The organism is Streptosporangium sp. OZ121 (assembly GCF_051918885.1).
Classification (GTDB): domain Bacteria; phylum Actinomycetota; class Actinomycetes; order Streptosporangiales; family Streptosporangiaceae; genus Streptosporangium.
On sequence record NZ_JBPXMC010000045.1, the window covers coordinates 1 to 26,515 of the forward strand.

At 72.0% G+C, this 26,515-nt stretch carries 21 protein-coding genes and 1 pseudogene; 14 read left to right on the forward strand and 8 right to left on the reverse strand.

What is annotated here, in order from left to right; all coding sequences use genetic code 11:
* The coding region (tnpA, locus tag ACTOQ1_RS40445; protein WP_440073622.1) for an IS200/IS605 family transposase at window positions 1–464 on the reverse strand (464 nt) is incomplete at its 3' end.
* Window positions 465–834: 370 nt separating this feature from the next.
* On the opposite strand from tnpA, the gene ACTOQ1_RS40450 reads away from it, so the two are divergent.
* Window positions 835–1,629 carry an SDR family NAD(P)-dependent oxidoreductase gene (locus ACTOQ1_RS40450; protein WP_440073624.1) on the forward strand — a complete coding sequence of 265 codons (795 nt, stop codon included), beginning with the start codon at window positions 835–837 and terminating at the stop codon, window positions 1,627–1,629.
* A gap of 10 nt (window positions 1,630–1,639) precedes the next feature.
* Window positions 1,640–3,553, forward strand: coding sequence for an FUSC family protein (locus ACTOQ1_RS40455; protein ID WP_440073625.1), 1,914 nt, complete (start codon window positions 1,640–1,642; stop codon window positions 3,551–3,553).
* Between the two features lie 57 nt (window positions 3,554–3,610).
* Here ACTOQ1_RS40455 and ACTOQ1_RS40460 read toward each other — a convergent pair whose 3' ends face one another.
* From ACTOQ1_RS40460 to ACTOQ1_RS40470, 3 genes are all read right to left on the reverse strand, one after another.
* Complete coding sequence (locus ACTOQ1_RS40460; protein WP_440073627.1) at window positions 3,611–4,984, reverse strand: GntP family permease; 1,374 nt, start codon at window positions 4,982–4,984, stop codon at window positions 3,611–3,613.
* Window positions 4,981–5,613, reverse strand: coding sequence for a gluconokinase (locus ACTOQ1_RS40465; RefSeq protein WP_440073629.1), 633 nt, complete (start codon window positions 5,611–5,613; stop codon window positions 4,981–4,983). Before ACTOQ1_RS40465 ends, ACTOQ1_RS40460 begins: the two co-directional genes overlap by 4 nt.
* Window positions 5,614–6,092: 479 nt before the next feature.
* Window positions 6,093–6,908: an SAM-dependent methyltransferase gene (locus ACTOQ1_RS40470; RefSeq protein WP_440073630.1), complete on the reverse strand. Its 816-nt coding sequence runs from the start codon at window positions 6,906–6,908 to the stop codon at window positions 6,093–6,095.
* A 675-nt stretch (window positions 6,909–7,583) separates the two neighbouring features.
* On the opposite strand from ACTOQ1_RS40470, the gene ACTOQ1_RS40475 reads away from it, so the two are divergent.
* A complete protein-coding gene (locus ACTOQ1_RS40475; RefSeq protein WP_440073631.1) occupies window positions 7,584–8,207 on the forward strand; it encodes a DUF998 domain-containing protein in 624 nt (207 codons plus the stop codon).
* Here the strand turns inward: ACTOQ1_RS40475 and ACTOQ1_RS40480 are convergent.
* Window positions 8,204–8,905: a DUF998 domain-containing protein gene (locus ACTOQ1_RS40480; RefSeq protein WP_440073632.1), complete on the reverse strand. Its 702-nt coding sequence runs from the start codon at window positions 8,903–8,905 to the stop codon at window positions 8,204–8,206. The two genes, ACTOQ1_RS40475 and ACTOQ1_RS40480, sit on opposite strands and share 4 nt — an antisense overlap.
* A 283-nt stretch (window positions 8,906–9,188) precedes the next feature.
* Between ACTOQ1_RS40480 and ACTOQ1_RS40485 the strand changes: the two genes are divergently transcribed.
* Window positions 9,189–9,530: a YciI family protein gene (locus ACTOQ1_RS40485; RefSeq protein ID WP_440073634.1), complete on the forward strand. Its 342-nt coding sequence runs from the start codon at window positions 9,189–9,191 to the stop codon at window positions 9,528–9,530.
* 48 nt (window positions 9,531–9,578) lie between these two features.
* Window positions 9,579–10,853, forward strand: a pseudogene (locus ACTOQ1_RS40490) (RNA polymerase sigma factor); the annotation flags it as partial.
* 1,001 nt (window positions 10,854–11,854) lie between these two features.
* On the opposite strand, the gene ACTOQ1_RS40495 reads toward ACTOQ1_RS40490, so the two are convergent.
* Entirely contained in the window at window positions 11,855–12,931 is a 1,077-nt protein-coding gene (locus ACTOQ1_RS40495) for a TRM11 family SAM-dependent methyltransferase (protein WP_440073635.1), read from the reverse strand.
* Between the two features lie 552 nt (window positions 12,932–13,483).
* Here ACTOQ1_RS40495 and ACTOQ1_RS40500 point away from each other — a divergent pair.
* Window positions 13,484–14,143 carry an HAD family hydrolase gene (locus ACTOQ1_RS40500; protein WP_440073636.1) on the forward strand — a complete coding sequence of 220 codons (660 nt, stop codon included), beginning with the start codon at window positions 13,484–13,486 and terminating at the stop codon, window positions 14,141–14,143.
* 146 nt (window positions 14,144–14,289) lie between these two features.
* Here the strand turns inward: ACTOQ1_RS40500 and ACTOQ1_RS40505 are convergent, their stop codons facing one another.
* Complete coding sequence (locus ACTOQ1_RS40505) at window positions 14,290–15,258, reverse strand: aldo/keto reductase (RefSeq protein WP_440073637.1); 969 nt, start codon at window positions 15,256–15,258, stop codon at window positions 14,290–14,292.
* Window positions 15,259–15,680: 422 nt separating this feature from the next.
* Between ACTOQ1_RS40505 and ACTOQ1_RS40510 the strand changes: the two genes are divergently transcribed.
* Window positions 15,681–16,994: a hypothetical protein gene (locus ACTOQ1_RS40510; protein WP_440073638.1), complete on the forward strand. Its 1,314-nt coding sequence runs from the start codon at window positions 15,681–15,683 to the stop codon at window positions 16,992–16,994.
* Window positions 16,995–17,121: 127 nt separating this feature from the next.
* Here the strand turns inward: ACTOQ1_RS40510 and ACTOQ1_RS40515 are convergent, their stop codons facing one another.
* Window positions 17,122–18,345: an alginate lyase family protein gene (locus ACTOQ1_RS40515; protein WP_440073640.1), complete on the reverse strand. Its 1,224-nt coding sequence runs from the start codon at window positions 18,343–18,345 to the stop codon at window positions 17,122–17,124.
* Window positions 18,346–18,497: 152 nt separating this feature from the next.
* Here ACTOQ1_RS40515 and ACTOQ1_RS40520 point away from each other — a divergent pair, with 152 nt between their 5' ends.
* From ACTOQ1_RS40520 to ACTOQ1_RS40550, 7 genes are all read left to right on the forward strand, one after another.
* Window positions 18,498–18,653 carry a hypothetical protein gene (locus ACTOQ1_RS40520; RefSeq protein ID WP_440073642.1) on the forward strand — a complete coding sequence of 52 codons (156 nt, stop codon included), beginning with the start codon at window positions 18,498–18,500 and terminating at the stop codon, window positions 18,651–18,653.
* Between the two features lie 153 nt (window positions 18,654–18,806).
* Window positions 18,807–19,682 carry an NAD-dependent epimerase/dehydratase family protein gene (locus ACTOQ1_RS40525; RefSeq protein WP_440073643.1) on the forward strand — a complete coding sequence of 292 codons (876 nt, stop codon included), beginning with the start codon at window positions 18,807–18,809 and terminating at the stop codon, window positions 19,680–19,682.
* Window positions 19,683–19,731: 49 nt separating this feature from the next.
* Window positions 19,732–20,982, forward strand: a complete 1,251-nt coding sequence (locus tag ACTOQ1_RS40530) for an enolase C-terminal domain-like protein (RefSeq protein ID WP_440073644.1) — start codon at window positions 19,732–19,734, stop codon at window positions 20,980–20,982.
* A gap of 46 nt (window positions 20,983–21,028) precedes the next feature.
* The gene (locus ACTOQ1_RS40535) at window positions 21,029–22,996 is read left to right on the forward strand and encodes a substrate-binding domain-containing protein (RefSeq protein ID WP_440073645.1); all 1,968 of its coding nucleotides are present in this window, start codon (window positions 21,029–21,031) and stop codon (window positions 22,994–22,996) included.
* 320 nt (window positions 22,997–23,316) lie between these two features.
* On the forward strand, window positions 23,317–24,720 hold the full coding sequence (locus tag ACTOQ1_RS40540; protein WP_440073646.1) for an ABC transporter substrate-binding protein: 1,404 nt from the start codon (window positions 23,317–23,319) through the stop codon (window positions 24,718–24,720).
* The gene (locus tag ACTOQ1_RS40545; protein ID WP_440073648.1) at window positions 24,717–25,691 is read left to right on the forward strand and encodes a carbohydrate ABC transporter permease; all 975 of its coding nucleotides are present in this window, start codon (window positions 24,717–24,719) and stop codon (window positions 25,689–25,691) included. Before ACTOQ1_RS40540 ends, ACTOQ1_RS40545 begins: the two co-directional genes overlap by 4 nt.
* Window positions 25,688–26,512 (forward strand): carbohydrate ABC transporter permease, encoded by an 825-nt coding sequence (locus ACTOQ1_RS40550; protein WP_440073650.1) that lies wholly within the window; start codon window positions 25,688–25,690, stop codon window positions 26,510–26,512. The genes ACTOQ1_RS40545 and ACTOQ1_RS40550 overlap by 4 nt, the downstream gene beginning before the upstream one ends.
* The last annotated feature ends 3 nt before the right edge of the window (window positions 26,513–26,515 follow it).

Below are 26,515 nucleotides of genomic sequence, written 5' to 3' on the forward strand. Positions count from 1 at the left end.
TGCCGGTGGACGCGGACATGCCCGACGCCCTGGAGGCGGACGAACGTCACGGACGGGTGTTCGGGCTGGGAGTCCCACCGGCAGCCGTCGCCGTCCTTGGGCCAGGTCACCGTGTCGAACCGGCCGCGCCCCTTGAAACGCGGATACCCCGGTGTGCGGCCGGCCTGGAGGCGGGCGAAGAACGCGGCGAACGCCGTGTCCAGGCGGCGCAGGGTGGCCTGCTGGGAAGAAAACGACCACCGGCCCTGACCGTCGGGGTCCTCGGCGCGGATGTGCTCGTGGTCGGGCATCACCTCAAGCGCCACGATCTGCCGGCCGTGCTCGTCGGCCTTGGCGTGGATCAACTCCTCCAGGCGGGTCTTGACCCGACCGTCCAGAACCGGGCGGCGGTACTTCGGGCACCACACCACGTGGTATCCGAGGTCGTAGGCCGCGCCGGGACAGGTGCGCACCTGACGCGTCACACGACCATTGCAACAGCGCCATCCATCCAACGCGCGACGAACGGAGAACTCTGATGCGTACGTCAGACGGGTCACTGCACGCTCGGGCCTTGGCGGCCCTCCCGCTCCCGATTCCCCCGTCACCCAAAGGCGACGGTCCCCTCGGGAGGAACTGATGGACACGGGCGGAGTCGGGCCGCCCGAGATGCTCGGGCGGCCAGGCGGCCGACGGCGTGAAGTGGCTGTTTCGCGAAAACGATCACCGTCAGCACGTTCCGCACCGGCGGACACGGGAACGAACACCGGATCGGCTGGACGACATATCGCCAGGTCGTGCGGCGCCCGCCCACATCGGCGGGCGGCCGCACGCCGGGTTCCAAGGACGTGACGCATGCATATCGATCTCACCGGCAAGACGGCACTGGTCACCGGATCCACCCAGGGCATCGGGGCGGCCATCGCCACCGGCCTCGCGCGGGCGGGCGCGACGGTCGCCGTCAACGGCCGCAAACCCGACAAGGTCGACGCCGCAGCCGACGCGCTGCGCGCCGAGGTCCCCGGCGCTCGGGTCGTCCCGCTCGCCGCCGACCTCGCCACCGAGGAGGGCGCGGAACGCGCCGTGGACCTCCTGCCGGACGTCGACGTCCTGGTCAACAATCTCGGGATCTTCGAGTCGAAGGACGCCCTGGAGATCACCGACGACGAGTGGCGCCGCTACTTCGAGGTGAACGTCCTGGCGGCGGTCCGCCTCACCCGCGCCTACCTGCCGGGGATGACGGCGCGCTCCTGGGGCCGCGTCCAGTACATCGCCAGCGACTCCGCGATCGTCACCCCCATCGAGATGATCCAGTACGGCATGTCCAAGACCGCCCTGCTGGCCGTCTCGCGCGGCTTCGCCAAGAAGGCCGCGGGCAGCGGCGTCACCGTCAACTCCGTCATCGCCGGACCCACCCACACCGGCGGCGTGAAGGACTTCGTCTACGGGCTCGTCGACCGGGACCTGCCCTGGGAGGAGGCCCAGCGCGCCTTCATGCGGGCGCACCGCCCGCAGTCACTCCTGCAACGGCTGATCGAGCCGGAGGAGATCGCCAACATGGTCGTCTACCTCAGCTCACCGCAGGCCTCCGCCACCACGGGCGGTGCCCTGCGCGTCGACGGGGGATACGTCGACGCCATCATCCCCTGAGCGGCGAGGGATGCCCCCGCTCTTCCGGCGGGCCGCCGACCGGCTGACCGACGCCGCACCCGGCTGGCTGGTCGAGACGGTCAGGCCCGTGCCCGCGCCGCTCCGGTGGTGGCCGATGCTGCGCATGGCCGTGGCGGTGACCGTCCCGCTCCTGCTGGGGTTCGCCACCGGTGACGTCACGGTCGGCCTGCTGCCGGCCCTGGGCGCGATGAACGCCGGCATGGCCGACCGGGGCGGCCCGTACCGGGCCAGGATCATCCTGATGGGCGCGGCCGGTGTCGCCGGGGCGCTGGGGTACCTCGTCGGGTCCGCGGTCCGCGGCCACGGCTGGTGGATCGTGCCGGTCGTGGTGGCCGTCTCGGTGGTGTCCGCGTTCATCAGCACGGGCGGGGCCACCGGCTCGGCCGCCGGGCTGCAGCTGCTGGTGATGACGGGGATCGCCACCGGCATAGGACTGCCGGGGGCGTCGGAGGCGAACGCGCTCGCGTTCCTGCTGGGCGTGCTGTGGGTGATCGTGCTGGGGGTCGCCGACTGGCCGTTCCACCCCCGGGCACCGGAGCGGGCCGCCGTGATCGAGGTCTACCAGGCCCTCGACCGGCTGTTCTCCGATCGCGACGCCCCCGCGCTGGCGGCGTTCGACACCGCTCTCAAGCGCGGCTACGACGTCGTGCTCGGCGCCCGCTCCCCGGCGGCGGGGCTGGATCCCGGCCGCACCCGTCTGGTGGCCCTGCTGAACCAGGCCTCACTGATCCGCAACGCGCTGCTCTCGCTGCGCTACGAGGGACGCGAGCCGCCCGCCGGGACCGTGCCCGCCGTCAGGGCCGTCGCCGGGTCACTCGCCGGTGGGCCCGCGCCCCGGATGTCGCCCTGCGAGCCCGGCTCGCCCGCCGCGCGTGCTCTTCACTTCGCCGTGCGGGGGGCCGCCGAGCTGGCGTCCGGCGGCGACGTCGCGGCGGACCAGCTGCCCTACGAACCGGTCGGCTACCGTTCCCGGATCCTCGCCGTCGCGGAGCAGATGTGGCGGGGCCACCTCGTCCGCGTCTACACGGTCCGGCTCGGACTCTGCATGGGCGTCGCCGCCGCGTTCAGCGCGTCCGGCCGGTTCGAACGGTCCTACTGGATGATGCTGACCGTCGCGCTGGTGCTCAAGCCCGACTTCGGGTCGGTGTTCGCGCGTGCCGTACAACGCGCGCTCGGTACCGTCGTGGGCGCGCTGATCGGCACCCTGGTGCTCGTCCTGGTGCCGTACGGCCCGCAGCTCCTGATCCCCATCGCCGTGTGCGCGGCGCTCATGCCGTACGGCATGCAACGCAACTGGGGGCTGATGTCGACCTTCCAGGCGTCGCTGGTCCTGCTCCTGGTGGACCTGCTGACCCACGGGGGCCCCGACCTGGGCAGGATCCGGCTGGTGGACACGCTGATCGGATGCGTGATCGTCCTGGTGCTGGGATACCTGCCGTGGCCGGCGAGCTGGGAGGCGCCGGTCGGCCCGCGGCTCGCCGACGCGGTGGCGGCCACCGCGAACTACCTGCGGCACGCGTTCGACACCGAGCACACCGGCAGGGCGCGGCTGCGCCGGGGGGTGTACGACACCCTGGGCGACCTGCGGACGGTCTTCCAGCGGGCACTGGCCGAACCCCCCGTGATCAGCCGGCGCGTCACCACCTGGATGCCGGCGATGGCCGCGCTGGAGCAGGTGGCCGACGCGGTCGCCGCCACCGTCGCGCGCACCGAGCGCGGCGCGCCGCCGCCGTCCGAGGCGGCCGTACGGGCGCTGGCGCGCTCCCTGGAGGACATCGCCGGGGACATTCGCGGGGGACGCGACCCCGGCGATGTCGGGCTCTGCGTCGAGGAGCCGCTGGAGCCGGTCCACTCCGCCGTCCGATGCCTGCGCGACACGGTGTCGGGCGACCGCCAGGACTGACCGGCACCGTGCCGTGCGAAGGCGGCGAGGACCGGCAGCGAGGACCGGTCGCGGGAACTACAAGAACAGGCTCAGGATCAGGACGAACACCAGGCCGGTCACCGAGATGATCGTCTCCATCACCGACCAGGTCTTGATGTTCTGGCCCACGGTGAGCCCGAAGTACTCCTTGACCAGCCAGAAGCCCGCGTCGTTGACGTGGGAGAAGAACAGCGAGCCCGCGCCGATGGCGAGCACGAGCAGCGAGGTCTCCCCGACACTGAGGTTGGCGACCAGCGGGGCCAGGATCCCCGAGGCCGTGACGGTCGCGACGGTCGCCGAGCCGGTGGCCAGCCGGATGAGCACGGCGACCAGCCAGGCGAGCAGCAGCACCGACAGGCCGCTGTTCTCCACCCAGGTGGCGATGAGGTCGCCGATCCCGGTGTCGATCAGCGTCTGCTTGAAACCGCCGCCGGCGGCCACGATCAGCAGGATGCCCGCGATCGGCGGCAGCGACTGCTCCAGGGACCCGGCGATCGCCTTCCTGTCCATGCCGGCGCCGAGGCCCAGGGTGAACATCGCCACGACGACGGCGATGAGCAGCGCCACCAGCGGCGTACCGAGGAAGTCGAGCACGGTGCGCAGGACGTTGCCCTCGGCGAGAAGGATGTCGGCGAGGGCCTTGCCCATCATCAGCACGACCGGCAGCAGCACGGTGGCGAGGGTGACGCCGAACGACGGCCGCCTGGTGTCCTCCGCCGGGGGCCGGGTCTCGTAGAGCTCCGGTGCCGGTACGTCCACCCAGCGGGCCGCGTACTTGGAGAACAGCGGCCCGGCGACGGCGACCGTCGGGATGGCGACGAGCACGCCCAGGCCCAGCGTGATGCCGAGATCGGCCTTGAGCGCGTCGATGGCGACCAGCGGACCGGGGTGGGGAGGGACGAGCCCGTGCATCACGGAAAGTCCCGCGAGCGCGGGGATGCCCACCCGGATCAGGGAGACGCCGGAGCGGCGCGAGACCAGGAAGATGACCGGCATCAGCAGGACGAGGCCGATCTCGAAGAACATCGGCAGGCCGATCAGCGCGCCCACCGCGGCCATCGCCCAGGGCAGGGAGCGAGGGCTGGACCGGCCGACGATCGTGTCCACGATCTCGTCGGCCCCGCCGGAGTCGGCGAGCAGCTTGCCGAACATCGCGCCGAGCGCGATGAGCGTGCCGACACCGGCCGCGGTGCTGCCGAACCCGTCGGTGAAGGCGGCGATGGTGTCGGTCATCGCCAGGCCCGCGACGGCTCCGACCGCCAGCGAGCCGAGGGTCAGGCTCAGGAAGGGGTGCAGCTTGAAGTACGTGATCAGTACGACGATCAGCGCGATGCCGACGAGCGCGGCCGGGATGAGCCTGCCGGGGGAGGTGGCGGCGGGCTCGGCGAGCGCGGTCAGGAGGGGGCTCACCTCGTGCTCCCGGCCTCGCCGGCGTCCTCACCCGTGTCTCGGTCCCGGTTCTCGGGCGTGGCCGGAGCGGCGGGGCCGGCGAGGGACGGGTCCGGCCGCGTCCGGGCCGTCGTGGTGAGGTAGGCGTCCACGAGCTCGTCGACGGGCATGGCGAAGTCGAGGACGATCCCCCGCTCGTCGGGCTCCAGGGGCTCCAGGGTCTTGAACTGCGACTCGACCAGCGAGGCGGGCATGAAGTGCCCCGGGCGGCCGGCCACTCTCCGGCGTACGGCGTCCATGTCGCCGTGGAGATGGACGAAGGTCACCGTCGGTGCGGCCTCGCGCAGGATGTCACGGTAGCCCCGTTTGAGCGCCGAGCAGCCGAGCACGCCGCCGGTGGCGGCGTGCTCGGCGAGCCAGGCTCCGACCGCGCGCAGCCAGGGCAGCCGGTCCTCGTCGTCGAGGGGGATCCCGTCCGACATCTTGGCGATGTTGGCCTCGCTGTGGAAGTCGTCGGCGTCGGCGAACGGCACTCGCAACCGCTGGCTGAGGGCGGCGCCCACGGTGCTCTTGCCGGAACCGGTCACTCCCATGACGACGAGCAGCGCGGCGCCGGAGGGTGATGCGGCGGGATCCCGAGCGGGGTTCATGGAGACGGCCTCCCATGTCGATCTTCGCGACAGCTTGGCTGGATCAGTGATCTTCGACCCAGGGTTAACAGTGATAAATCATGTTTTGTGCTGTTATATCCCTGTTTTTGGTGTTCAGTCGCTGGGGACAGCGACGGACGACTATGAGACTGCACCGGAGCGCCCTGGATAAACCCTGAACAAACTCGGCGCGCTGGTCGCGTCGGGTGACCTCGTCGCCGGCCAGGTGCCGGAACCGGGGAACACCGGCACCTGGCCGGGGCGGCTGAGAACGGCCGGGGGCGGCCGGGCGGCGATCCGCGCCCCGCGGACGCCGGGCCGGTCGGCGACCGTGGCCGAGCCGGCGTCATCGTGGCCGTGCGCGAGGGGGGAAACTCTCCCGGCCCCCGGTCCCGGGATCATCCGGCAGGTCCGGTCGGGGTCCGGGGGCAGGCGGCGCCTCGGCGAGCGGGCGGAGGCGGCCCCAGGAAGAGGGGACGTCAGGATTTGCGGGCGACGCCGCAGAACTGGGACACCTCCGCGGGCTCGCCCCACGGGGAGTGTTCCGGGCGCCACCTCGAGCAGGAGACCACGCCGGGCTCCAGGAGTTCAAGGCCGTCGAAGAACGAGGCGAGGTGGTCACGGTCGCGGGCCACGATTGGGGTGCCGCCCCGCTCCATGAACCGCCGCATCGCCTCGTGCATGGCGTCGCCGTGCACCTCGGCGGTGGCGTGCGCGATCACCAGGTAGCTGCCCGGCGCGACGGCGTCGACCAGCTCCCGCACGACTTTCCTGGCCTCGTCGTCATCGGTGATGTGGTGCAGGATCCCCAGCAGCATCAGCGCGACGGGCCTGGTGAAGTCGAGGGTCTCCGCCGCCGCCCGCAGGATGTGACGGGGGTCGCGCAGATCGGCGTCGATGTAGGTGGTGACGCCTTCGGGGCTGCTGACGAGCAGGGCGCGGGCGTGGATCAGGACCAGCGGGTCGTTGTCGACGTAGACGACCCGGGACTCCGGGGCGATCCGCTGCGTCACCTCGTGCGTGTTGTCGGCGGTGGGCAGACCCGTGCCGATGTCGAGGAACTGGCGGATCCCGGCGTCGGCGACGAGGTGCTTGATGCAGCGGCCGAGGAACGCCCGGTCGGCGCGGGCCGAGTCGACGATGCCGGGTATGAGCCCTTCGACCATGTCCCCGGCCTCGCGGTCGGCGGGGTAGTTGTCCTTCCCGCCCAGCCAGTAGTTCCAGATGCGCGCCGAATGCGGCCGGTCGGCGTCGAGTTCCACCGGCTGCCAGTCGGATTCGCGAGAGGTACTCATGGGGGTGGGGTCCGTTCATGAGGCATTCGCATCGAATGGGATGGGAGGTAGTCGATCACAAACGTGATGTTCGGGGCAAATCAACTACGCATCCACGGTCATCGTGAAACCCGTATGCGACTGCCTTTTCATATGGTGAGGAGCGGCGGGCCCCCGACGCCCTCCGAGGCGCGGAAAAGGCGGCGATTCGGGCGGGATCCTGTCGCCGCGGCATGGACACGCTCGCCTTTCGTCTCCGCGTTCCGCTCTTCGTGCCCGCCTCTTCCCGGCGTCCGCCCTCCTTCGAGGAGCGCTCTTCGCGGGCCCGCTTCGCGACCCGGTCTTCTCGCGGCGGAGACGGCGGGGTATTGGAACGGAAACATACAACGTTCCAGGCATTCGAAAAGCATTCCCGCAGAGCGGGATTTCGCTGGAACGAATGCGCTGCCCCCGGGCCGAAAGCCCCGCCGGGGACCCGGCCTCCGTGAGGAGGGTTTCGCCGGAGAAGGGGCCACACGGACGAGATGCGGCTCCACGAATGCTCCGGCGATCGCCGCCGAGCGGATCCGGCTGTGCGCGTACGGCGGACGGCCGCCTCTCGCGATGTGACGGCGGGTGGATGTCCGGAACGGGACCGGCGGCTCCGACGTCTCCGCCGAGTGACACCGCAGGGGTGCCCGGTGAGGAGACAGAACCGTGAAGTACAAGCTGCTGGCGTGCGGCGTCGTCGCAGGCCCGCTGTTCGTCGCGGTGGTGCTGATCCAGGCGTTCACCCGCGAGGGGTACGACCTGAGCCACCACCCGATCAGCCTGCTGAGCCTCGGGGACCGGGGGTGGATCCAGATCGCCAACTTCACCGTGACCGGCGTGCTGTACGTGGCCTGCGCCGTCGGCATGTGGCGGGCGCTGCGTCCCGGCCGCAGCGGCACCTGGGGCCCGCTGCTGGTCGGTCTTCTCGGCGCCGGGCTGATCGTGGGCGGGGTCTTCGTCACCGACGCGGGCGCCGGGTACCCGCCGGGCGCGCCGGCCGGAGCACCCGAGATCAGCTGGCACGGTGCCCTGCACGGTCTCGGGCCCATGCTGGCGGTCGGCGGGATGACGGTGGGATGCCTGGTGTTCGCGCGCCGGTTCGCCGCGCTCGGGCGGTGGGGCTGGGTCGCGGCGTGCGTCGTGACCGCCGCGGCGGCCCTGGTGCTCACCGCGTGGCCCGATCCGGAGGGCCTCAGCGTGCGGCTGCTGCTCGCGTCGGCGGTCCTGTTCGCGTTCGTGGCGGCTCTGGCGGTCCGCGTGATGCGCGGCCTTCCGGACGCGGCCTGCTAGCGAAGCGCGGCCCGCCTGTCCGCCGCCACCACGGCGATCCACACCATCGCGGTGATCGCGCCGACGGCCAGGGTCAGGGAACCGGCCCGCCCGCCCGACATCGCCCAGCCGTCGCCGAGGGCGAAGACCAGGCCGCTGAGCCGCGAGGCCGCGGCGAAACCGGGACGACCGGCGCGGGAGAAGTGGCGGCCCAGGACGAAGCAGGCGGCGATGAGGGCGGTGAACGCGATGGACCCGGCGACCAGGTGCATGAGGGCGTGCCAGCTCAACGTGCCCGTCTGGCCCAGGGGGGTGCCCGCGGGGAATCCGTCGCCCGGGTCCATCACGAAGACGCCGGCGGCGACCGTCGCGACGCCGTTGACCAGGATCAGCCGGGGCGCCCACGTACCGCCGGGCGTGCCGCGCATGACACGGCGCAGGCCGGCCGCCCCGGCGACCGTCAGGGCGCCGCTGAGCAGGAAGTTGGCGATCTGGAGCCAGCCGAGGTCGCCGGTGGCGAGCATGCTCAGGGGGTGGCGCGTCAGGTCGAAGCCCTCGCGGGTGAAGGCCTGCGCCAGCGACACGACCGCGAAGAGGGGCGCGGCGGCGACGGAGCAGGCGAGCAGGACGCGCGTCGCGGGGGTGACGGGGTCACCGGCGGGGCCGTTGGCGGCGCCGTTGGCGGGGACGGTGGGGTTGCCGGGCTGGATGGCGGTCATGTCGTTTCCTCTCGGCGCGACGGGGGCCGTCGCCGTTCTCGGTCCGCCGGTTCGCCCGGCCTCGCTGACGCGTCGAACGGGAGGGGCGGGAATCGACCTCTCGTCTCCATGACGCCTCTGAGCTGCGATGACCTGGATCGGGCACGCATTCCCTGTCACATGGCATTCCCTGTCACATCAGGTCGCCGCCCAGGTCGGGCGGTGCGTGTCGATTTCCGGCCGCTCCGTTCGACGCGTGGCCGAGGACCGGCGAGGATCGGTCACCCGGACACCTGAAGGAGATATGACGATGCGGTTCCTGATGACGACCAAGGGCAGCGACGACATGGCACCCCCGAGCGAGGCGATGCAGGCCGAGATGGCCGCCTTCGTCGAGGAGATGACCAGGGCGGGAGTGCTGCTGGCGACCGGAGGCCTGGACCCGGCCGGCACCCACATCTCGTCCTCCGGCGGTGAGATCACCGTCACCGACGGGCCGTTCACCGAGGCGAAGGAGGCGATCGTCAGCTTCGCGCTCGTCGAGGCGCGCTCGAAGGAGGAGGCCGTCGAGCTGGCCCGGCGCTTCTGGAGGATCGTCGGCGACGGCGAGGGGGACATCCAGCAGGTCTTCGGCCCGGAGAGCTGACCGGACGCTTGCGTAACCGGTCCGGAGGGTGCTCTGATCGGGCACGTGATGTCCGGGGACGCCCACCGCGCGGTCGACGCGGTCTGGAAGATGGAGTCGGCGAGGATCGTCGCCGGGCTCGTCCGGATGCTGGGCGACGTGGGGCTGGCCGAGGAGCTCGCGCAGGACGCGCTCCTGGCCGCCCTCGAACAGTGGCCGGGGGCGGGCGTCCCGGACAACCCGGGCGCCTGGCTCATGGCCGTCGCCAAGCGCCGCGCCATCGACCACCTGCGCCGCGAGGAGCGGCTCGGCCTCAGGCACGAGCAGCTCGCCCACGACCTCGCCACCCGGCGGGACACCGCGGGGACCGCGGGAACCGCCGAGGCCGACATCGACGCGGTCCTCGACGACGAGGTGGGCGACGACGTCCTGCGCCTGATGTTCGTCTCGTGCCACCCGGCGCTGCCCGCCGAGTCCCGGGTGGCTCTGACGCTGCGCCTGCTCGGCGGCCTGCGCACCGAGGAGATCGCGCGCGCGTTCCTCGTCCCCGAGTCGACCGTCGCGCAGCGCGTCGTCCGGGCCAAGCGCACCATCGCCACCCTCCGGCTCCCCTTCGAGGTCCCGGAGGGTCCGGACCGGGCGGCGCGCCTGTCGTCGGTCCTCGGGGTCGTCTACCTGGTGTTCAACGAGGGGTACGCGGCGAGTGCCGGCGACGACTGGATGCGTCAGGACCTCTGCCAGGAGGCGCTGCGCCTGGGCCGCCTGCTGGCGAGACTCGCGCCCGGCGAGGCCGAGGCGCACGGCCTGGTCGCGCTGATGGAGCTCCAGGCGTCACGAGCGGCCGCCAGGACGGGGGCGTCGGGGGAGCCCGTCGCGCTGCACGAGCAGAACCGCGGGCGCTGGGACCAGCTGCTCATCCGCCGGGGGTTCACGGCCCTGCTGCGCGCCAGGCAGTGCGCCGCGCCTCTCGGCCCGTACGTTCTGCAGGCCGCCATCGCCGCCTGCCACGCGCGGGCCCGTACGGCGGAGGAGACCGACTGGACACAGATCAACGCCCTCTACGAGGCGCTCGCCCGGGTGCTGCCCACTCCCGTCGTGCAGCTCAACCGCGCGGTAGCGCTTGCCATGGCCGACGGCCCGGAAGCGGGTCTGGCGCTCGTCGACACGCTGGTCGGCGAGCCGGTGTTCAAGGGCTACCACCGCCTGCCCAGCGTGCGCGGTGATCTGCTGGCCAGGCTCGGCCGCCACGAGGAGGCCCGGCGGGAGTTCGAACGGGCCGCCGCCCTCACCCTCAACGGGCCGGAACGCGCCGTCCTCACGGGACGCGCCGCGGCCTGCGCCGACATCGCCGCGCGGAGAGCGGCCGAGGCGGGAACGGCAGGGCCGGGGGCGGCCGGATGCGATCCGGCAGGGCCTGAGCCGGCCGGATGCGATCCGGCTGTGCCGGAGACGACCGGATCCGGTACGGCCGTGCCGGGGGCGGTCACCCCGGAAGGGGCCATCCCGGGGAGGGCCGCTCCGGGAAGGGCCACGCCGGGGGCGGTCGTCACCCTGGCCGAGGCCGCGACCGCCTTCCTCGCCCGTGACGACCTGGACGCCGCGACCGTCCGCTCCTACCGCCAGACCATGAACCGGCTGCGCCGCGACCTCGGCGACGACATCCCGCTGCCGGACGTGAGCGCCGCGCGGGTGACGGAGATCTTCGGCGCCGCGTGGGGAGACGCGGCCCCCGCCACGTGGAACCGCCACCGCGGGGCCGTCCGCTCCTTCTGCGCCTGGGCAGCCGGCCAGGGTCCGCCGGCAGGCGATCGGGGCTCGGCGACCGGCGGTCCGGGCAGTGGAGCGCACCGTGACCTGGCCGCGGGGCTCGGGCGCAGGCCCGAGCCCCGGGGACGCACCCACCCCATGGACCGGTCACGGGTCGAGGCGCTCTGGGAGCGTCCGGACATCGCCCCGCGCGAGCGCGCCCTTTGGCTGCTGCTCCACGAGAGCGCGGCCGGAGCGGGCCCGGTGCTCTCGCTCAACGTCGAGGATCTCGACCTGGCCGGGAGGCGCGGGAAGGTGGCCACCGGATCCGGCTGGGTCCACTGGCGCTCCGGTACCGCCGAGATCCTCCCGCAGCTCGTCGCGGGCCGTCGCCGGGGCCCTCTTTTCCTGTCCGACCGCAGACCCGGTCCCGGCCGGCCCCCGAAACCCGCCGACCTGTGCCCGGAGACCGGCCGCCGCAGGCTCTCCTACGAACGGGCCGAATACCTGTTCAAGCGGGCCACCGGCCACACCCTCGACCAGCTCAGGACCCGGTAGGACTCCGTCCGGCGCCCTTCCACCGGACGGAGTCCACGGCATTACGACCCCCTTCGCTCGCCGGGCGCCGCGAACTGGACGAGGAAGGGCTGCGCGCCGGAGATCCGGACGCGCTGGACGCGCAGCGGGACGAACCGTCGCCGGATCCCGGCCGCGATGTCCCCGGCGTCGGGAAGCAGGACCACGGCCATGCCGCCGGGCGCCAGGACACGGCTCAGCTCCGCCCACCAGTGCGAGGAGGAGCCGGAGAGCCGGCCCCGCGCGGCGACCTGACCGTTCCAGGGGGGATTGCACAGGACGCGGTCGATGCCGCCGCCCGGTAGCGGCAGGTGACCGGCATCGGCCCGGTCGATGGAGATCGGCAGCCCCGCCGCGTTCTCCTTCGCCGCCCGCAACGACTCCGAAGCCAGGTCGAAGCCGTGGAAGCGGGCCCGCGGCTGGTGGAGTCCGGCCTCGATCAGCAGGGTTCCGGCGCCGCAGCAGGGGTCGAGGACCGTGTGTCCGGGGTGGATGTCGGCCATCCGCGCCATCGCGGCGGCCAACGGAGGATGCAGGGTCCCCGGGATGGAGCGCTGTTTGTAGGCGCGCCGGTGCAGGGGCCGGTCGGTGATCCTCAGCATGAGGGCGGCCCGCGTGCCGTCGAGGGTCAGCCGCCACCCGCTGTGCGCGGGCGGGGGACCGGTGCCCGCCCGCCGCGAGTGGTAGCCGATCCCCAGCCGCCGCGCCAGGACCTGACCGACGGCGTCCTCGGCGTCGTACCGGTTGAAGGTGCGCCGGCCCAGGAACGACGCCGACACCTCGACCCCGGTGACCGCGCCGGAACCTCCCCGCTCCTCCCGCAGCCGCATCAGCGTGCCGAGGTCGGCGGTCTCGGCGAGCTGGGCGAGCACGGTGAGATCACGCTTGGTCGTGCCGATGTCGGGCCGCTGCGCGGCGAGCAGGAACACGTCGTCCGCCGTGCTCAGCCCGAGCACTCCCGGTCCCGACCCGAAGGTGCGGAAGTGGACCTCGCGATGCCCCAGGTGAGTGACCGTTCCGAGTCCGAGCTGGAGGATCTCGGCCGCGACCGTCGACTCCAGCCCGTGAACGCACCGCGCCACCAGGCGCGCCGCCGTCACGAGACGGCGAGGGCGCTGGGACGCGGTGCGGTGAGAAAACTCGCGCGAATGCGCATAGTGATCGTTCTTCTCCCACGTCAGCCCGGGACGGCGCTACGCCGCCCCGCGTCGTCGGCGACGGGGGTGTGCCTCGCTTCGCCGACGGGGGCTTAACGCAGGTTGAAGAAGAACGAGTACGTCATGACCGAGAATCCTAGCGATCGGAGCGGCGTACGCAACCGGAGGCGGGGGCGGGTCCGCCCCCGCCGAGCCCCGTCCCGCTCCCCGAGCACGCTTCGAGGACCATCCCGTGCGGCGCGGAAGGGCCCGCCGAGGGCCGGACACCGGTGCAGGATGGAGAATCCGCCATCTCATTGTTCGTAACATTTCTGACCTTAGTGATTGGGAGGGTGAGTCACCGGAGTGGATGGTCGTGGCGCCGAGGGCGACGCCGTCCGGGCCGCGGAAGACATCCACGCCGCTTTCTTCGCAAAGCGCGGCAGGCAGGTTCTTTCCCCAATCCCGGGAACACCGCTCCGAATGGCGCCGTACGGGCGGGGGCACATCCCCCACATGGCCGACACCGCCATCCTCGACATCGACGGCACCCTGGTCGACACCAACTACCAGCACGCGCTCGCCTGGTTCAGGGCGTTCGGGCGCTACGACGTGTGGCTGCCGGTGTGGCGCATCCACCGGCACATCGGCATGGGCGGGGACCAGCTGGTGGCCGCCCTCGCCGGTGACGACGTCGAGCGGCGGCACGGCGACGCGCTGCGCGACGCGTGGGTGGAGGAGTTCGACGTGTTCCTCGACGACATACGGCCTTTCGAGGGAGCCACCGAACTCCTGGACGAGCTCGGCGGGCGCGGGTTCACCGTCGTGCTGGCCTCGTCGGGCAAACCCCAGCACGTCGAGCACTTCCTCGACCTCATCGACGGCCGGTCACGCTGCCGGGCGTGGACCACGTCGGAGGACGTCGAGGCGACCAAGCCCGCGCCCGACCTGCTCCAGGTGGCACTCGCCAAGGTCGAGGGCGCGTCGGGTGTCGCGGTGGGAGACTCCACCTGGGACTTCCTCGCCGCCCGCAGGGCGGGCATCCCCGGTATCGGGGTCCGCACCGGAGGCTTCTCGCCCGAGGAGCTTCGCGAGGCCGGGGCCGGCCACGTCTTCGACTCTCTTCCCGAGCTGATCGGCGATCTCGGTCGCACCCCGCTGCGCGCACCTCCCTGATAAGGGGGATTCCGGGCCCGGCGTGCTCCTGCGCCTGGCACGGTCCTGGGTTCGGCGAGATTCCGGCCCGGTGCGATCCGGGCCCGGTGAGGTCCCGGGCCGTGTGGCCCCCTGCCCGGCGCGGTGTGGCCCCCGGCCCGGCGCGGTCAGCTCCAGGGCAGCGCGCCGCGCTTCGCCCAGTAGTCTTCGGGCTCCTCCGCCAGGCCGGCGAGCCGCTCGTCAAGCTCCGCGTCCCAACCGATCCCGGCCGCGGCGAGGTTGTCGCGCAGCTGCCCGGCCGAGACCGCGCCGCTCAGCACCACTCCCGCCCAAGGCCTCTCCAGTACGGCCGCGAGGGCGAGCGCGTCCGGCGTGGTGTCCCGCTCGCGCGCGGCGGCCACGAGCGCGGCGGGGGCCGCGCGAACGGTCAACCGGCCGTTCGCCACCCCCTCCTTGACGATCACGCCCATCCCCGCCTCGTGCGCTCGCCCGAGCGCCTCACCGGCCGAGCGCTCCAGCAGATTCCACGTCGACTGCACCGTGTCGAACAGCCCGGCTTCGATCGCCCGCCCGATGGTGTCCGCCTGGCGCGGCCCGCTCGTCGACAGCCCGACCGCGACCCCCTCCGCCCGCAACGCGCGCAGCCCGTCGAGCACGTCCTCGTCGTCGAGCACGCCGCTCTCGACCGTCGCCGAGTGGATCTGGTAGAGCGACAGATGCTCGCCGAGCAGCGCGCGTGTCTGCTCCAGCTGGACGCGGAACCGCTCGGCGGTGAGCTCCTTCACCTCGTGCCGCTCGGCGTCCAGCCGCCAGTCACCGACGTAGGCGTATCCCCACTTCGAGCCGACCGTGACGGCCCCCGGGGTGATCCCGCGCTCGCGCAGCCACCCGGCGAGGAACTCCTCCGCCCGCCCGTACGAGCGCGCCGTGTCGAGATAGCGCACGCCGGCCGCCCACGCCGCGTCGAGCACGGCCCAGGTGCGCGACCGCATCGCGGCGACGTCCCGGTCGTCGCCGAGGTCCTCGGCACGGCCGAGCGTGATGTAGGCGGGACGGCCGAGGGCCGCCAGTCCCAGGCCGAGCGGTGTCACGGACAGGGCGGTCTGGCCCAGCGGGCGTCGGACCAGCGCGTTCATCTCGCCAATATAGCGATCACGGCGCCCGGGAACGTTCGGAAACGTTCGGGACCGTCCCCGGGCGTTCGGACGTGGGAAGGTCTTGATCTCCGCCGCGCGTATCGCGCCGCGACGCTCCGTGTCACCGATCGGCGTCACCTCGCCGCGCCCCGCCGCACCACGTCGTGCCGGTGGTGGCTACCATCACCGGGACCTCGCATGGCTTTGTATATCGAAGCGGTTTTATGTTTTCTTTTTTCTCTCGCGGAGGTTTGACCACCTCTCGAAAGACGCTTCCTCCTCGCAACGAGGGAGCCTTGACGTGCTTTCCTTACAAATCACATAATTTCTGGACTTATGGAGACGTAAGGCTAAAAGTAGAAAACAGCCGACTCCACAGGGATACGGGGAGATACTCCGGCCGGAGCGGTTCTGGAGGGCTCATGGGGAAGTGGCGGGCCGTGATCGTCGCGGTACTGGCGCTGTTCGTTCTGGGTGCGGGGACGCCGGCTCACGTGGCGGCCGAGAAGTCGTACGAGGTGTGGCTGGTCGACCAGTCCAATACCAACGGGCTCGCGCACGGCGGCACCGTCAGCGTCTACTCCGGACAGGACGTCACCAAACAGCTGTCGGCCGCTCGGCCCGTCCACGTCATAGACCTGGGCGGCGCGACCTCGTCCCTCTGCCTGGCGAGGACCGGCAGCGTGCCCGTGCGCCCGCACATGATCGTTTTCAACAAGGCCGACACTCACGCCGCGCTCGCCTTCGTCGCCAGCGGCCACGTGGTCGTCTTCGACGCCCGCACCCGGCAGCCGCTCACCTGCCTCCTCACCGAGGCGGGGGCGGGGGGCGTACGGCAGGCTCACGCCCTCTGGCCCACCGAGGACGACAGGTACCTGATCATCGCCAACCAGAACGGCAAGAAACTGGAGCGCGTCAGCACCGACTACGCCTCGAACACCTTCGTCCAGCAGCCGGCCGCGACGATCGACCTGGCCGGTTGCACCACCCCGAACGGCGCGCCGTGCCAGTCACCCGCGCTCCGGCCGGACAACGCGCCGATCTGCCCGTTCATCGCCTCGGACAACGGCCCGGTCTTCGTCAGCCTGCGGGGCGGCGGGATGCTCGTGGTCGACTGGCACACGACGCCGATGTCGATCGTGGGGGAGTACGACTCGGCCAGGATCCCGGCGAACGGGTGCGGGTTCATCGAGGCGAAGGGCACCGTCTTCGGCAACGGGGGCGGGGGCACGCACAGCAATCTCGACCAGTTCAGCGTCTTCCGGCTGCCGATGAGCGGCTACTCGCCCGCGAACCCGCCCAACACCCCGGCGGTCCAGCTGCTCTTCAACGACGACTCGCCCGAGCGCGACGCCCACGGCGTCCTCGCGTCCGCCGGGGAAGGGTACGTGTGGGCCGGTGACCGTGACGCCAACGTCGCCGAGGTCTTCGACGGGGAGAGCGGCGCCCACGTCGACACCGTCGACCTCGTCTCGCCGTTCAGCGCGGACCCGACGGTCGACCTCTTCGCGGTCTCTCCCGACCACAAGTGGGCCTTCGCCTCGACGCGAGGGCCGAACCCGCTCTCCGGCGACCCGCACTCCTCCCACGGGAGCGACCCGGGAATGCTGATCCTCAGGCTGACCGGCAACGGCAAGAAGGGCACGGTCGAGGGCCTGATCCGGATCTCCAACGTGGACGCCGGCGGTGTCCAGCGGGCCGACGCCCACGGCATCCGGGTGCGGCTCACGGACTGACCGGACCGGACGGTTCCCCGGCCCCCCGGGAGCACTTCCCGGGGGGCGGGGGTACGCCTGACGCGAGCTCTCACGCGCGGGAGGGGCCGAGCCACGTCGACCGGGCTCGGCCCCTGGGGTGTCGGTGTCAGTTGGGGTTGGCGGCGTGGGTCAGGGTCTCCCAGGCGACGAAGAGGACGTTCGTCCCGGCCGGGCGCTGCTGCTCGGTGAGACGCTGGGTGTTCGTCATCGCGATGCCCATCCGGGTGTTCAGGGCGTTGAAGCCGACCTCGGTGATCGGGCCCAGCCCGAGGTGGAGGGTGCCTCCGCACAGCGAGGACGGCACGGCGGCGCCGAGCTGGTACTTCGCCTGCATGCCCAGCGCGTGGCGCAGCCGCTCGCTGATCTCCGGGTAGAGGTCCTGCCCCTGGATCCTGGTGGTCTCGGCGAAGTGCGAGATGGCCGACAGCCCGTACCCGGTGTGGGTGAAGTCGCGGCAGGTCTCCTGGGTGAGGCCGTCCATGAAGGTGGACTGGCCCTGCCAGTAGTTGATGATCTCGGCGCGGGTGTCGATGCCGCTCCCCGGAGGCGCCTTGGGGAGCGCGCCGTCGGACGAGATGTAGATGAAGGCCGGCACCCGCCCGCGGAACTTGGCCACGGCCTTGTCGTAGCTCACCCGGTCCTCGAGGAAGACGGAGATGCCGAGCGCGGCCTCCATCATGCTCAGTTCCCAGTTGCCGTTGCTGTTGGAACCGTTGATGATCTTCGGCAGGTAGACGGTGCGCAGCATGGTGGAGAAGCGGCTGACGGAGGCGGCGGACCAGCCGGTGTAGGTGTAGCGGATGATCTCGGCGGCCCTGGGCCATGAGGACCCGGCCCATCCGGTCTGCAGCGGGGCGTTGCTGTTGGTGTGGTCCCTGATCACCGCGGACCAGGCGTCCATGATCTGGATGGCCTTCTGGGCGTACCTGCTGTCCTGCGTGATGTACCAGGCCAGCGCCATGGTGTACGCGGCGAGCGCGTCCTGGCGCTCGTCGGTGCAGCCGTTGTTGGGGTTGGAGTAGGAGCCGCACTCCACGATCGCGCGCGGCTTGGGGGTCCGCGACAGCGACGCCAGGGAATGCCCCATCATCTGGTCGAAGGCGCCCTTCCACGGCTGGGCGCCGGCGTTGACCTTCGCCCGGATGAAGTCGAGCTGTGGCCTGCTGACCAGGACTCCGGGGTGGGTGAAGGTCGCCGGGGCGGCCTGTGCCCGCGCGGCCGGGAGGTTCGGCGGCGGTGCGGCGCCGGCCGCGGGGGCGGAGAGAGTGGTGACGGCGAGAGCCGTGGCACCCAGGATCGCGGCTGCCGTCGTTCGGATGCGTCTGAGCATGTGGAGCTCCTCGCTGGCCTGACAGGCCAAGGGGGTGGCGAGAGGTCTCGGCCGGTGGCCTCGATGACCGCCCATCCAACACATCGCGACAACGGTCCGTCAATATTTTTAGGAAAGTTTCCTAACATTTAAAGGTCTTATCGGAAACCCTTATGGCGCTCACCCTCGACGACGCGACCCTCGACCGGATCGACGAGATCGTGCCGCCCGGGACCAGCCTGTACAGCCCTGACGGCGCCTGGCGCCCGCCCTCGCTGACCGACACCGCACAGCGGCGGCGCCCGCTCGCGGATCGCGCCGCGGGTTAGGCGGATCACGCCGAGGGCCGGCCGGGAACGCCCTCGCGGGTCGGCCGGATCGCGCCGCTATTGACACGGCAATGGCGGGGTAGCAAGCTGACTCCATATGTACAAATCGATTTGCGACACCGGTGCGTCCTTCCCGACCGCAGGTGGTGACGCATGAGTGAGGTTCCCGGGCGGGTCCTGGTGACGGGGGCCGCGGGCAGGCTGGGGCGGCTCATGCTCGACCTGCTCGCGCACCGGGGCGTGGCCGTCACCGCCCTCGACCTCCGCGAACCGGGCGGGCCGGTGGCGGGACGGGTGGTCGTCGGGGACGTGGGAGACCCGGCGACGGTGCGCGACGCGCTCGACGGCGTGGACGCCGTCGCGCACTTCGCCGCGATCCCGGCCCCGGTCCTCGGCACGCCCGAGGAGGTCTTCTGCGGCAACACCCGGGCGACCTTCGTGGTCCTGGAGGAGGCGGGCCGGGCGGGGGTGCGGCGGGCCGCCATCGCGAGCAGTTACTCCGTGCTCGGCTTCCCCTGGGCCTCGCGCCCGCTGCACCCGGCCTACCTCCCGATCGACGAGGCGCTGCCCCTGCAGGTCGAGGACCCGTACGGGCTGTCGAAGCAGGCCGACGAGGCGACCGCGGCGATGATGGCGCGCCGCTACGGCATGACGGTCGTCGCGCTGCGCTTCCCCCTGCTCGGCGGGCCGGGCGACAAGCTCGACAAGCGTGCGCGGGAGTACGCGGAGGACCCCGGCTCCGGCGCCGCCGAGCTGTGGACCTACCTCGACGGCAGGGACGCAGCCCTCGCCGTCTGGCAGGCGCTCACCCGGCCGATCGAGGGCTACCGCGCGATCTTCGTGACGGCCGAGGACACGCTGGCCCCGCAGCCCACCGAGGAACTGCTCGACCGCTTCCACCCCGGGGTGGAGCGGCGGGCCCCGCTGCCGGGCAGGGCCGTCCCCGTCGACCTGGGGGAGGCCAGGCGCCTGCTCGGCCTCACCGTCCGGTACCCCTTCCCGGTGCCGGACGCGGCGGAGACCGCGTGACCACCCTTCCCGTACCGGACGCCGCGGAGGCCGCGTGACATCCCTTCCCATGCCAGAGACCCAGGCACCCTGGCCCGCCAGGGACGCCCTCCGCGTCACGGGGGTGCGGCCGATCGTCACCGCCCCCGAGGGCGTGCCCCTCGTGGTGGTCCGGGTCGACACCAGCGACCCCGGCCTGTACGGCCTGGGCTGCGCGACCTTCACCCAGCGCTTCCACGCCGTGGCCGCCGCGGTGGAGCACCACGTCGGCCCCCTTCTGATCGGCCGCCACCCCGCCGACATCGAGGACATCACCAGGATGGTGCACTTCTCCTCCTACTGGAGGGGCGGCCCGGTCCTGAACAGCGCCCTGTCGGGGGTGGACCAGGCGCTCTGGGACATCGCGGGCAAGCGCGCGGGCATGCCCGTGTACGAGCTCCTCGGCGGCCGGGTGCGCGCCGCGGCCGACACCTACCTGCACGCGGGCGCGGCCACCGTGGAGGAGACGATCGAGGAGGCCCAGGCGATCCTGGCGTCCGGGTACCGCCACGTGCGGCTCCAGACGGGCGCGCCCGGGCTCGGCCACTACGGCTCGCCGGGCTCGCCGGGCGGCTACCCCGGCTCCCCGTACCCCGACGGGTGGGACGTGCAGCGCTACCTGCGCGACACCCCGAAGCTGTTCGAGCGCGCCCGCCGGGAGCTGGGGGAGGAGCCGGGCCTGATGCACGACGTGCACTCCCGGCTCACTCCCAAGCAGGCGATCGCCCTCGCGCGGGCGCTCGAACCGTACCGGCTCTTCTTCCTGGAGGATCCGATAGCGCCGGAGTTCTACGACCGCCTGCCCGAGGTCCGCGAGGCCGCTCCGATGCCCATCGCGGCGGGCGAGCAGCTCAGCTCCGTCGCCGACGCGGCCAGGATCGTCCGCGAGGGCGGCGTCGACCTGCTGCGGCTGCACGTCTCGTCGGTGGGCGGGCTCACCCCCGCGCGCAAACTGGTCGCGCTCTGCGAGCTGACCGGCGTGGGCACCGCCTGGCACTCGCCCGCGGACGTCTCGCCGGTGGGCGCCGCCGCCAACGTGGCGCTCGACGTGACCACCCCCGCCTTCCAGATCCAGGAGGGGCACCTGTATCCCGAGGCCGTCCACGAGGTCTTCCCCGGCACGATCGGTCCCGTCAACGGATACCTCTACCCGAACGACGCGCCCGGCTGGGGGATCGACCTGGACGAGGCGCTGGCGGCGAAGTACCAGCCGCTGGAGCACCTCCACGAGCGCTGGTCGGCCCGGGTGCGCCGGCCCGACGGCGGCATCGAGCCGCCCTGAGAAACTTATAGTGGGTGTAAGGAGTGTGTCGATGTAAGATCTGCCCATGGTCCCGGCACCCTCCGAGGAGCGACCCCCCACGCGGCGTGAGCGGAGGAAAGGGGAGACGCGGCGTGCCATCGCGGGCACGGCACGCCGCCTGTTCGCCGAGCGCGGCTTCGAGGCCGTGACGGTGGCCGAGATAGCGGCGATGGCCGACGTCTCGACCAAGACGGTCTTCAACCACTTCCCGGTCAAGGAGCAGATCTTCTTCGAGGCGGATCCGCTCGGGTGGCCCGCTCCCGAGCTGGCGCTGCGGGAGCGCGCGGCGGGGGAGCGGCCCGTCGACGCGATCCGCCGCGTCATGGCCCGGACCTCGCCCGACGCGGGGAAGAGCACGGGCGACGCGGGCGACGCGGCCGACGCGGCCGACGCGGCCGACGCCGGGACGGTCGCCGTCCACGCGCGGATCTACCGGGACAGCCCGGCACTGCGGTCGTACTCCCGGGAGATGTTCGCGGGACAGGAGCACGCGCTGCGCGAGGCGATCGAGTCCGGCGCGGGAGCAGACGGCCTCGACGCGGGAGGCCCCGGCGCGGGAGGAGGCCTCGGGGCCGGGGTCGTGGCCGCGCTCGTCCTGGCCGCCGTCCGCGAGGTCTGGGAGTCCACCCTGCTCAGGATCGCCGCCGGTGCCGCCTTCGAGGACGCCGCGGACCTCGGGCGCCGCGAGCTGGACGCGGCACTCGACCTCCTCTCCCGTGACCCGTCCGGCCGCGACCCGCTCCGTGACCTGCCGGACCGCGAGCCGCTCGACCGTGACCTGCCGGGCCAGGACCCGCGGGACCTCGCGCGTGGCGGCCCGCGGAAGGCCCCGCCCGCCGGGGCGGCGCGGCCCCCGGCGGATGAGCCCGCGCAGGGAGCGCGGCAGGCACGGCAGTCGCGGGAAGCGCGGGAAGGTCATGGGGCGGAGGGGCGCGCTGGGGCCGGAGGCGGGGAGGCCGGCGCCGCGGGCCTGGACGTTCGCGGGCCGGTCCGCGGTGACCGTCCCAGCATCACCAGGGTGGCGCAGCTCGCGGGGGTGAGCGCGACCACGGTGTCGCACGCGCTGAACGGGCGCCGCCCGGTGGCCGACGAGACGCGGCGGCGCGTGCTGGCCGCGATCGACCAGCTGGGGTACCGGCCCAACGTCCTCGCCCGCGGGCTGCGCACGAGCAGGAGCCAGACGATCGGGCTGATCATCCCGGACATCACCAACCCCTTCTACCCGGCGCTGGCGCGCGGGCTCCAGGACGTGCTGGGACCGGCGGGCTACGACGAGATCATCAGCAACACCGACGGCGACCGGGAGCTGGAGCGCGCCGCCATCGAGCAGATGATCGCCCGGCAGGTGGACGGTCTCGCCTTCGCGGTCTTCCACACGCACGCCGAGGACCTGCTGCCCGTCATCGGGGCGGGCATCCCCGTCGTGCGGCTCGGGGGCCGCCTGGTCCAGGCCGGTGTCGACGTCGTGCACAGCGACGACGAGGGCGGGGCCGCCGAGGCCACCCGCTACCTGCTGGAACGCGGCTACCGCAGGATCGGCTTCGTCTGCGGCCCGCACGCGGAGGGGCCCGCGGCCGAGCGCGTCGCGGGCTACCGTTCCGCGCTGCTGGCCGCCGGCGCGGACGCCGATCCCCGGCTCGTGGCGCACACGCACTTCAGCCGGGCGGGCGGGTCCTCGGGCACCGCCCGCCTGCTCGACCTGCCCGAACCTCCGGACGCCGTGCTGTGCGCCAACGACATCATGGCCATCGGCGCGCTCGACACGGCCGAGGAGCGGGGGCTGCGCGTTCCCGCGGACCTGGCCGTCATGGGGTTCGACGACATCGAGGCGGCGAGCCTCGTCTCGCCGGGACTGACCACCATGGCCAACCCGGCCAGGGAGATCGGCCAGGCGTGTGCCCGACGCCTGCTGGAACGGCTGCGGGGCGGGGCGGCGCAGCCCTCCGCCGAGACGGTCATCCCGGCCAGGCTGGTCCGCCGCCGGTCGGCCTGAACGCTCCGCCGCGTGTGCCGCCGTCCCTCCTCCGCCCCGGCGTGACCCTTGACACGCGCTGTGTTGCGTGTAAGTTTCGGAACCAATCTTAACGATTTGCGCGGATGTCGCCTCGTGATCCGGATCCCCCCCGGGGCACGGGCGAGAGCCCGGACTCATCCTCCGCGACCCCCCGAGGAAGTGACGATGCCGATGCCAACCGGCCCACACCGATCACCTGACCGCGCCCGCCGGGTGCCGGAGCCCGCCAGACGCGGGAGCACCGGACCGTCATGTGCGGACCGTGCCGCACGCACCGCAGCAGTGGGGAAGGAAGCGACATGAAGGCAGGCAAGCGGGTTCTCGCCGCCGGTCTGGCGCTCGCGGTGGGTCTCACCGCGGCCGCCTGCTCGGGCGCGGGACAGAGCGGTGGCCAGAGTGGTGACCAGGGCGGGCAGGCGGCCGCCGGCCGGACGCTGAAGATGTGGACGTTCAAGCGGACCCACGCCGACGCCCTGGCCAAGGCCGCCGAGCAGTTCAAGACCGAGACGGGCATCGCCGTCACCATCGAGGCGATCACCCCCGACGACGTGTTCGTCAGCAAGGTGCAGAGCTCCGCGCAGACCGGCGACCTGCCGGACGTGCTGGAGATGCACGCGGGCGGCGAGGACCTCGAGATGGGCTCCTCGGGCCTCCTGGTCGACCTGGCCGCCGACGTCTCCGACGCCTGGAAGCAGCGGCTGCTGCCGACCACCCGCGAGGCCGGGCTGATGACCCAGAAGAGGATCGACCTCGCGGCCAACGACTCGCCGTTCAAGCAGGTCAAGGCGAACACCCTGTTCAGCGTGCCGTTCACGGCCGGCGCGTTCGGCATCGTCTACGCGAACAAGGAGAAGCTGAAGGCCGCCGGGCTCGACCCGGACACGCCGCCGAAGACGTGGGAGGACTTCCTCGCCGCGCTCAAGGCGACCACGGACGAGGACCCCGAGCAGGGCGGCCTCTCCCTCGGCCTGAAGGTCACCCAGACCGGCTTCAACTGGGCCTACCAGCCGCTGGCCCACTCCTACCTGGGCAAGGAGAGGTTCCACGCGCTGTTCGCCAAGGGCACCGCGCAGGGCTTCGGCTCGCCCGACGGGATCAAGACGCTGGAGCTGTACAGCGAGCTCACCCCGTACTGGATGCCCGGGACGACGTCGCTCGGCATCGACGAGGCGGACGTCGCCTTCGCGCAGGGCAAGTCCGCCTTCAACATCGGCGGCACCTTCACCCTGGCGTTCCTCGCGCAGAACGGGATGACCCCCGACAAGGTGCTCGCCTTCCCGATCCCGCCGTCCTCGGAGGGGCTCAACAAGGAGATCGTGATGGCGCCCCTGGCGCTCACCTCCCTCGGCGTCACCGCCACCAGCAAGAACCGGGAGGCGGCGGTCAAGTGGCTGGACTTCGTGACCTCGCCCAAGGGTGCGGGCATCGTCGCCAAGACCTCGCTCGACCTGCCGGCGACCGACCTCGGCACGGAGGCCGAGACCCTGCTCGGTCCCGACCTCGCGTCGCTGCAGAAGTACTTCACCGGCGCCCCGGAGGCCACCTACGAGGCCGGTGACACCACCTTCTTCCCCTCCGACTACGACCAGGTCAAGCCCGGGAACCTGATGGTCAGGCTGACGCCGCTCAAGGAGGTCACCCCGCAGCAGGCCGGGCCGGAGATGGACAAGATCATGGGCTCCATGTGGAAGTCCACGAAGTGAGCACCCTCACCACCGAGGATCGCGCGGGGCGGCTCCCTGAGGAGGCGCCCCGCCGTGACTGCGGCCGGAGCCGGAGCCGGTGGGGGCGGTGGCTGACCGGCTGGGCCTTCGTCCTGCCCGCGGTGGCGCTGTTCCTGCTGATGGGCGTCTACACCATCGGCACCGGCTTCGCGCTGAGCTTCGCCAAGTGGAACGGGTTCACCCCCGAGTGGAAGTGGACCGGTTTCCAGAACTACCTCGACCTGCTGTACGCCGACCCGGCGCTCGCCCCCGAGCTGCGCCGGGCGGCCTGGAACACCTTCCAGGTCATGGTGGCCGTCCCGGCGCTCACGGTGGCCGTCTCGCTCCCGCTCGCGGTCGCGCTGAACTCCGTCAAGCGGCTGCGCGGGGTGCTGCGCTCGGTGTACTTCCTGCCCTACGTCACCACCGGCATCGCGGTCTACTACGCCTGGCGCTACGTGCTGGAGCCCGACGGGGCGATCAACGTCCTGCTGCGGTCCCTCGGTCTGGGCAGCCTGTCGCAGCCGCAGGGCTTCCTCGGCAACCCGGACACCGCGCTTCCCACGCTGATCCTGATCCTGGTCTGGTCGAGCGTTCCCGTCGCGACCCTGCTCTACCTCAGCGGCCTGCAGGCCATCGACCCCAACGTGATCGAGGCGGCCCAGATCGACGGGGCCGCGCCGCGCCAGGTGCTGCGCCGCATCGTCTGGCCGCTGCTGACGCCCCTCACCGCGGCCATCGTGCTGCTCGGCGTGCGGGACGCGCTGCACGGCTTCCAGATCTTTCTGATCATGACGAACGGCGGGCCCGGCGGGCACACCGACGTGCTCGGCCTGCAGGTCTACCGGCTCTCGTTCATGAAGGGCCTCGCCCAGACCCTGGGGATGGCCAGCGCGCTGGGCTGGCTGCTCTTCGCCGGTGCCCTGCTGCTCACCCTGGTCAACGCGCGCCTGCTCAGGAGGATCCGATGATCGGGTCACGCATCGTGAGGACCGTCGCCCGCACCGCCCTGGTGGCGTACGCGCTCATCAGCCTGTACCCGTTCCTGTGGATGCTGTCCGGCGCCTTCAAGACCAGGGAGGAGATCCTGCGGGGCGGCAACCTCATCCCGGCCGACCCCACCCTGGACACCCTGGTGGCCACGTGGAGCCGCCTGCGCTTCTTCGACTACTTCCTCAACAGCCTCCAGGTCACCGCGATGACCGTCGCCGGGGTGCTGGTGGTCTACAGCCTCGCCTCGTACGCCTTCGCGGTGCTGGACTTCCCCGGCAGGAAGGTGCTCTTCTGGTTCTTCGTCTCGCTGTTGTTCGTGCCGGGCATCACGGTGCTGCTCCCCGTGGTGATCCTGGAGAAGAACCTCGGCATCCTGGGCTCGCACCTGGGCCTGGTCCTGCCGTTCGTCAACGGCACCGCCCCGCTGACGGTGCTGCTGCTCACCAACGGCTTCAGCGGGATCCCCCGGGAGCTGCGCGAGGCCGCCCGCGCGGACGGTGCGCGGGAGTTCCGGATCTTCTGGTCGGTCTACCTGCCGCTCGCCCGGCCCACCCTCATCACGGTCGCGGTGCTGACCGCGGTGCCGACCTGGAACGAGTACGTCCTCACGCGGGTGTCCCTCAACGACCCCTCCCTCTACACGCTGCCGCTCGGCCTGGAGACCCTGCTGTCGGGCGACGTGCCGCACTACAACGAGGTCATGGCCGCGTCGCTGATCATCGTCATCCCGGTCATCGCGCTCTTCCTCCTGCTGCAGCGCTACTTCGTCAACGGCCTCGTGGGCGCGGTCAAGGGATGAGGG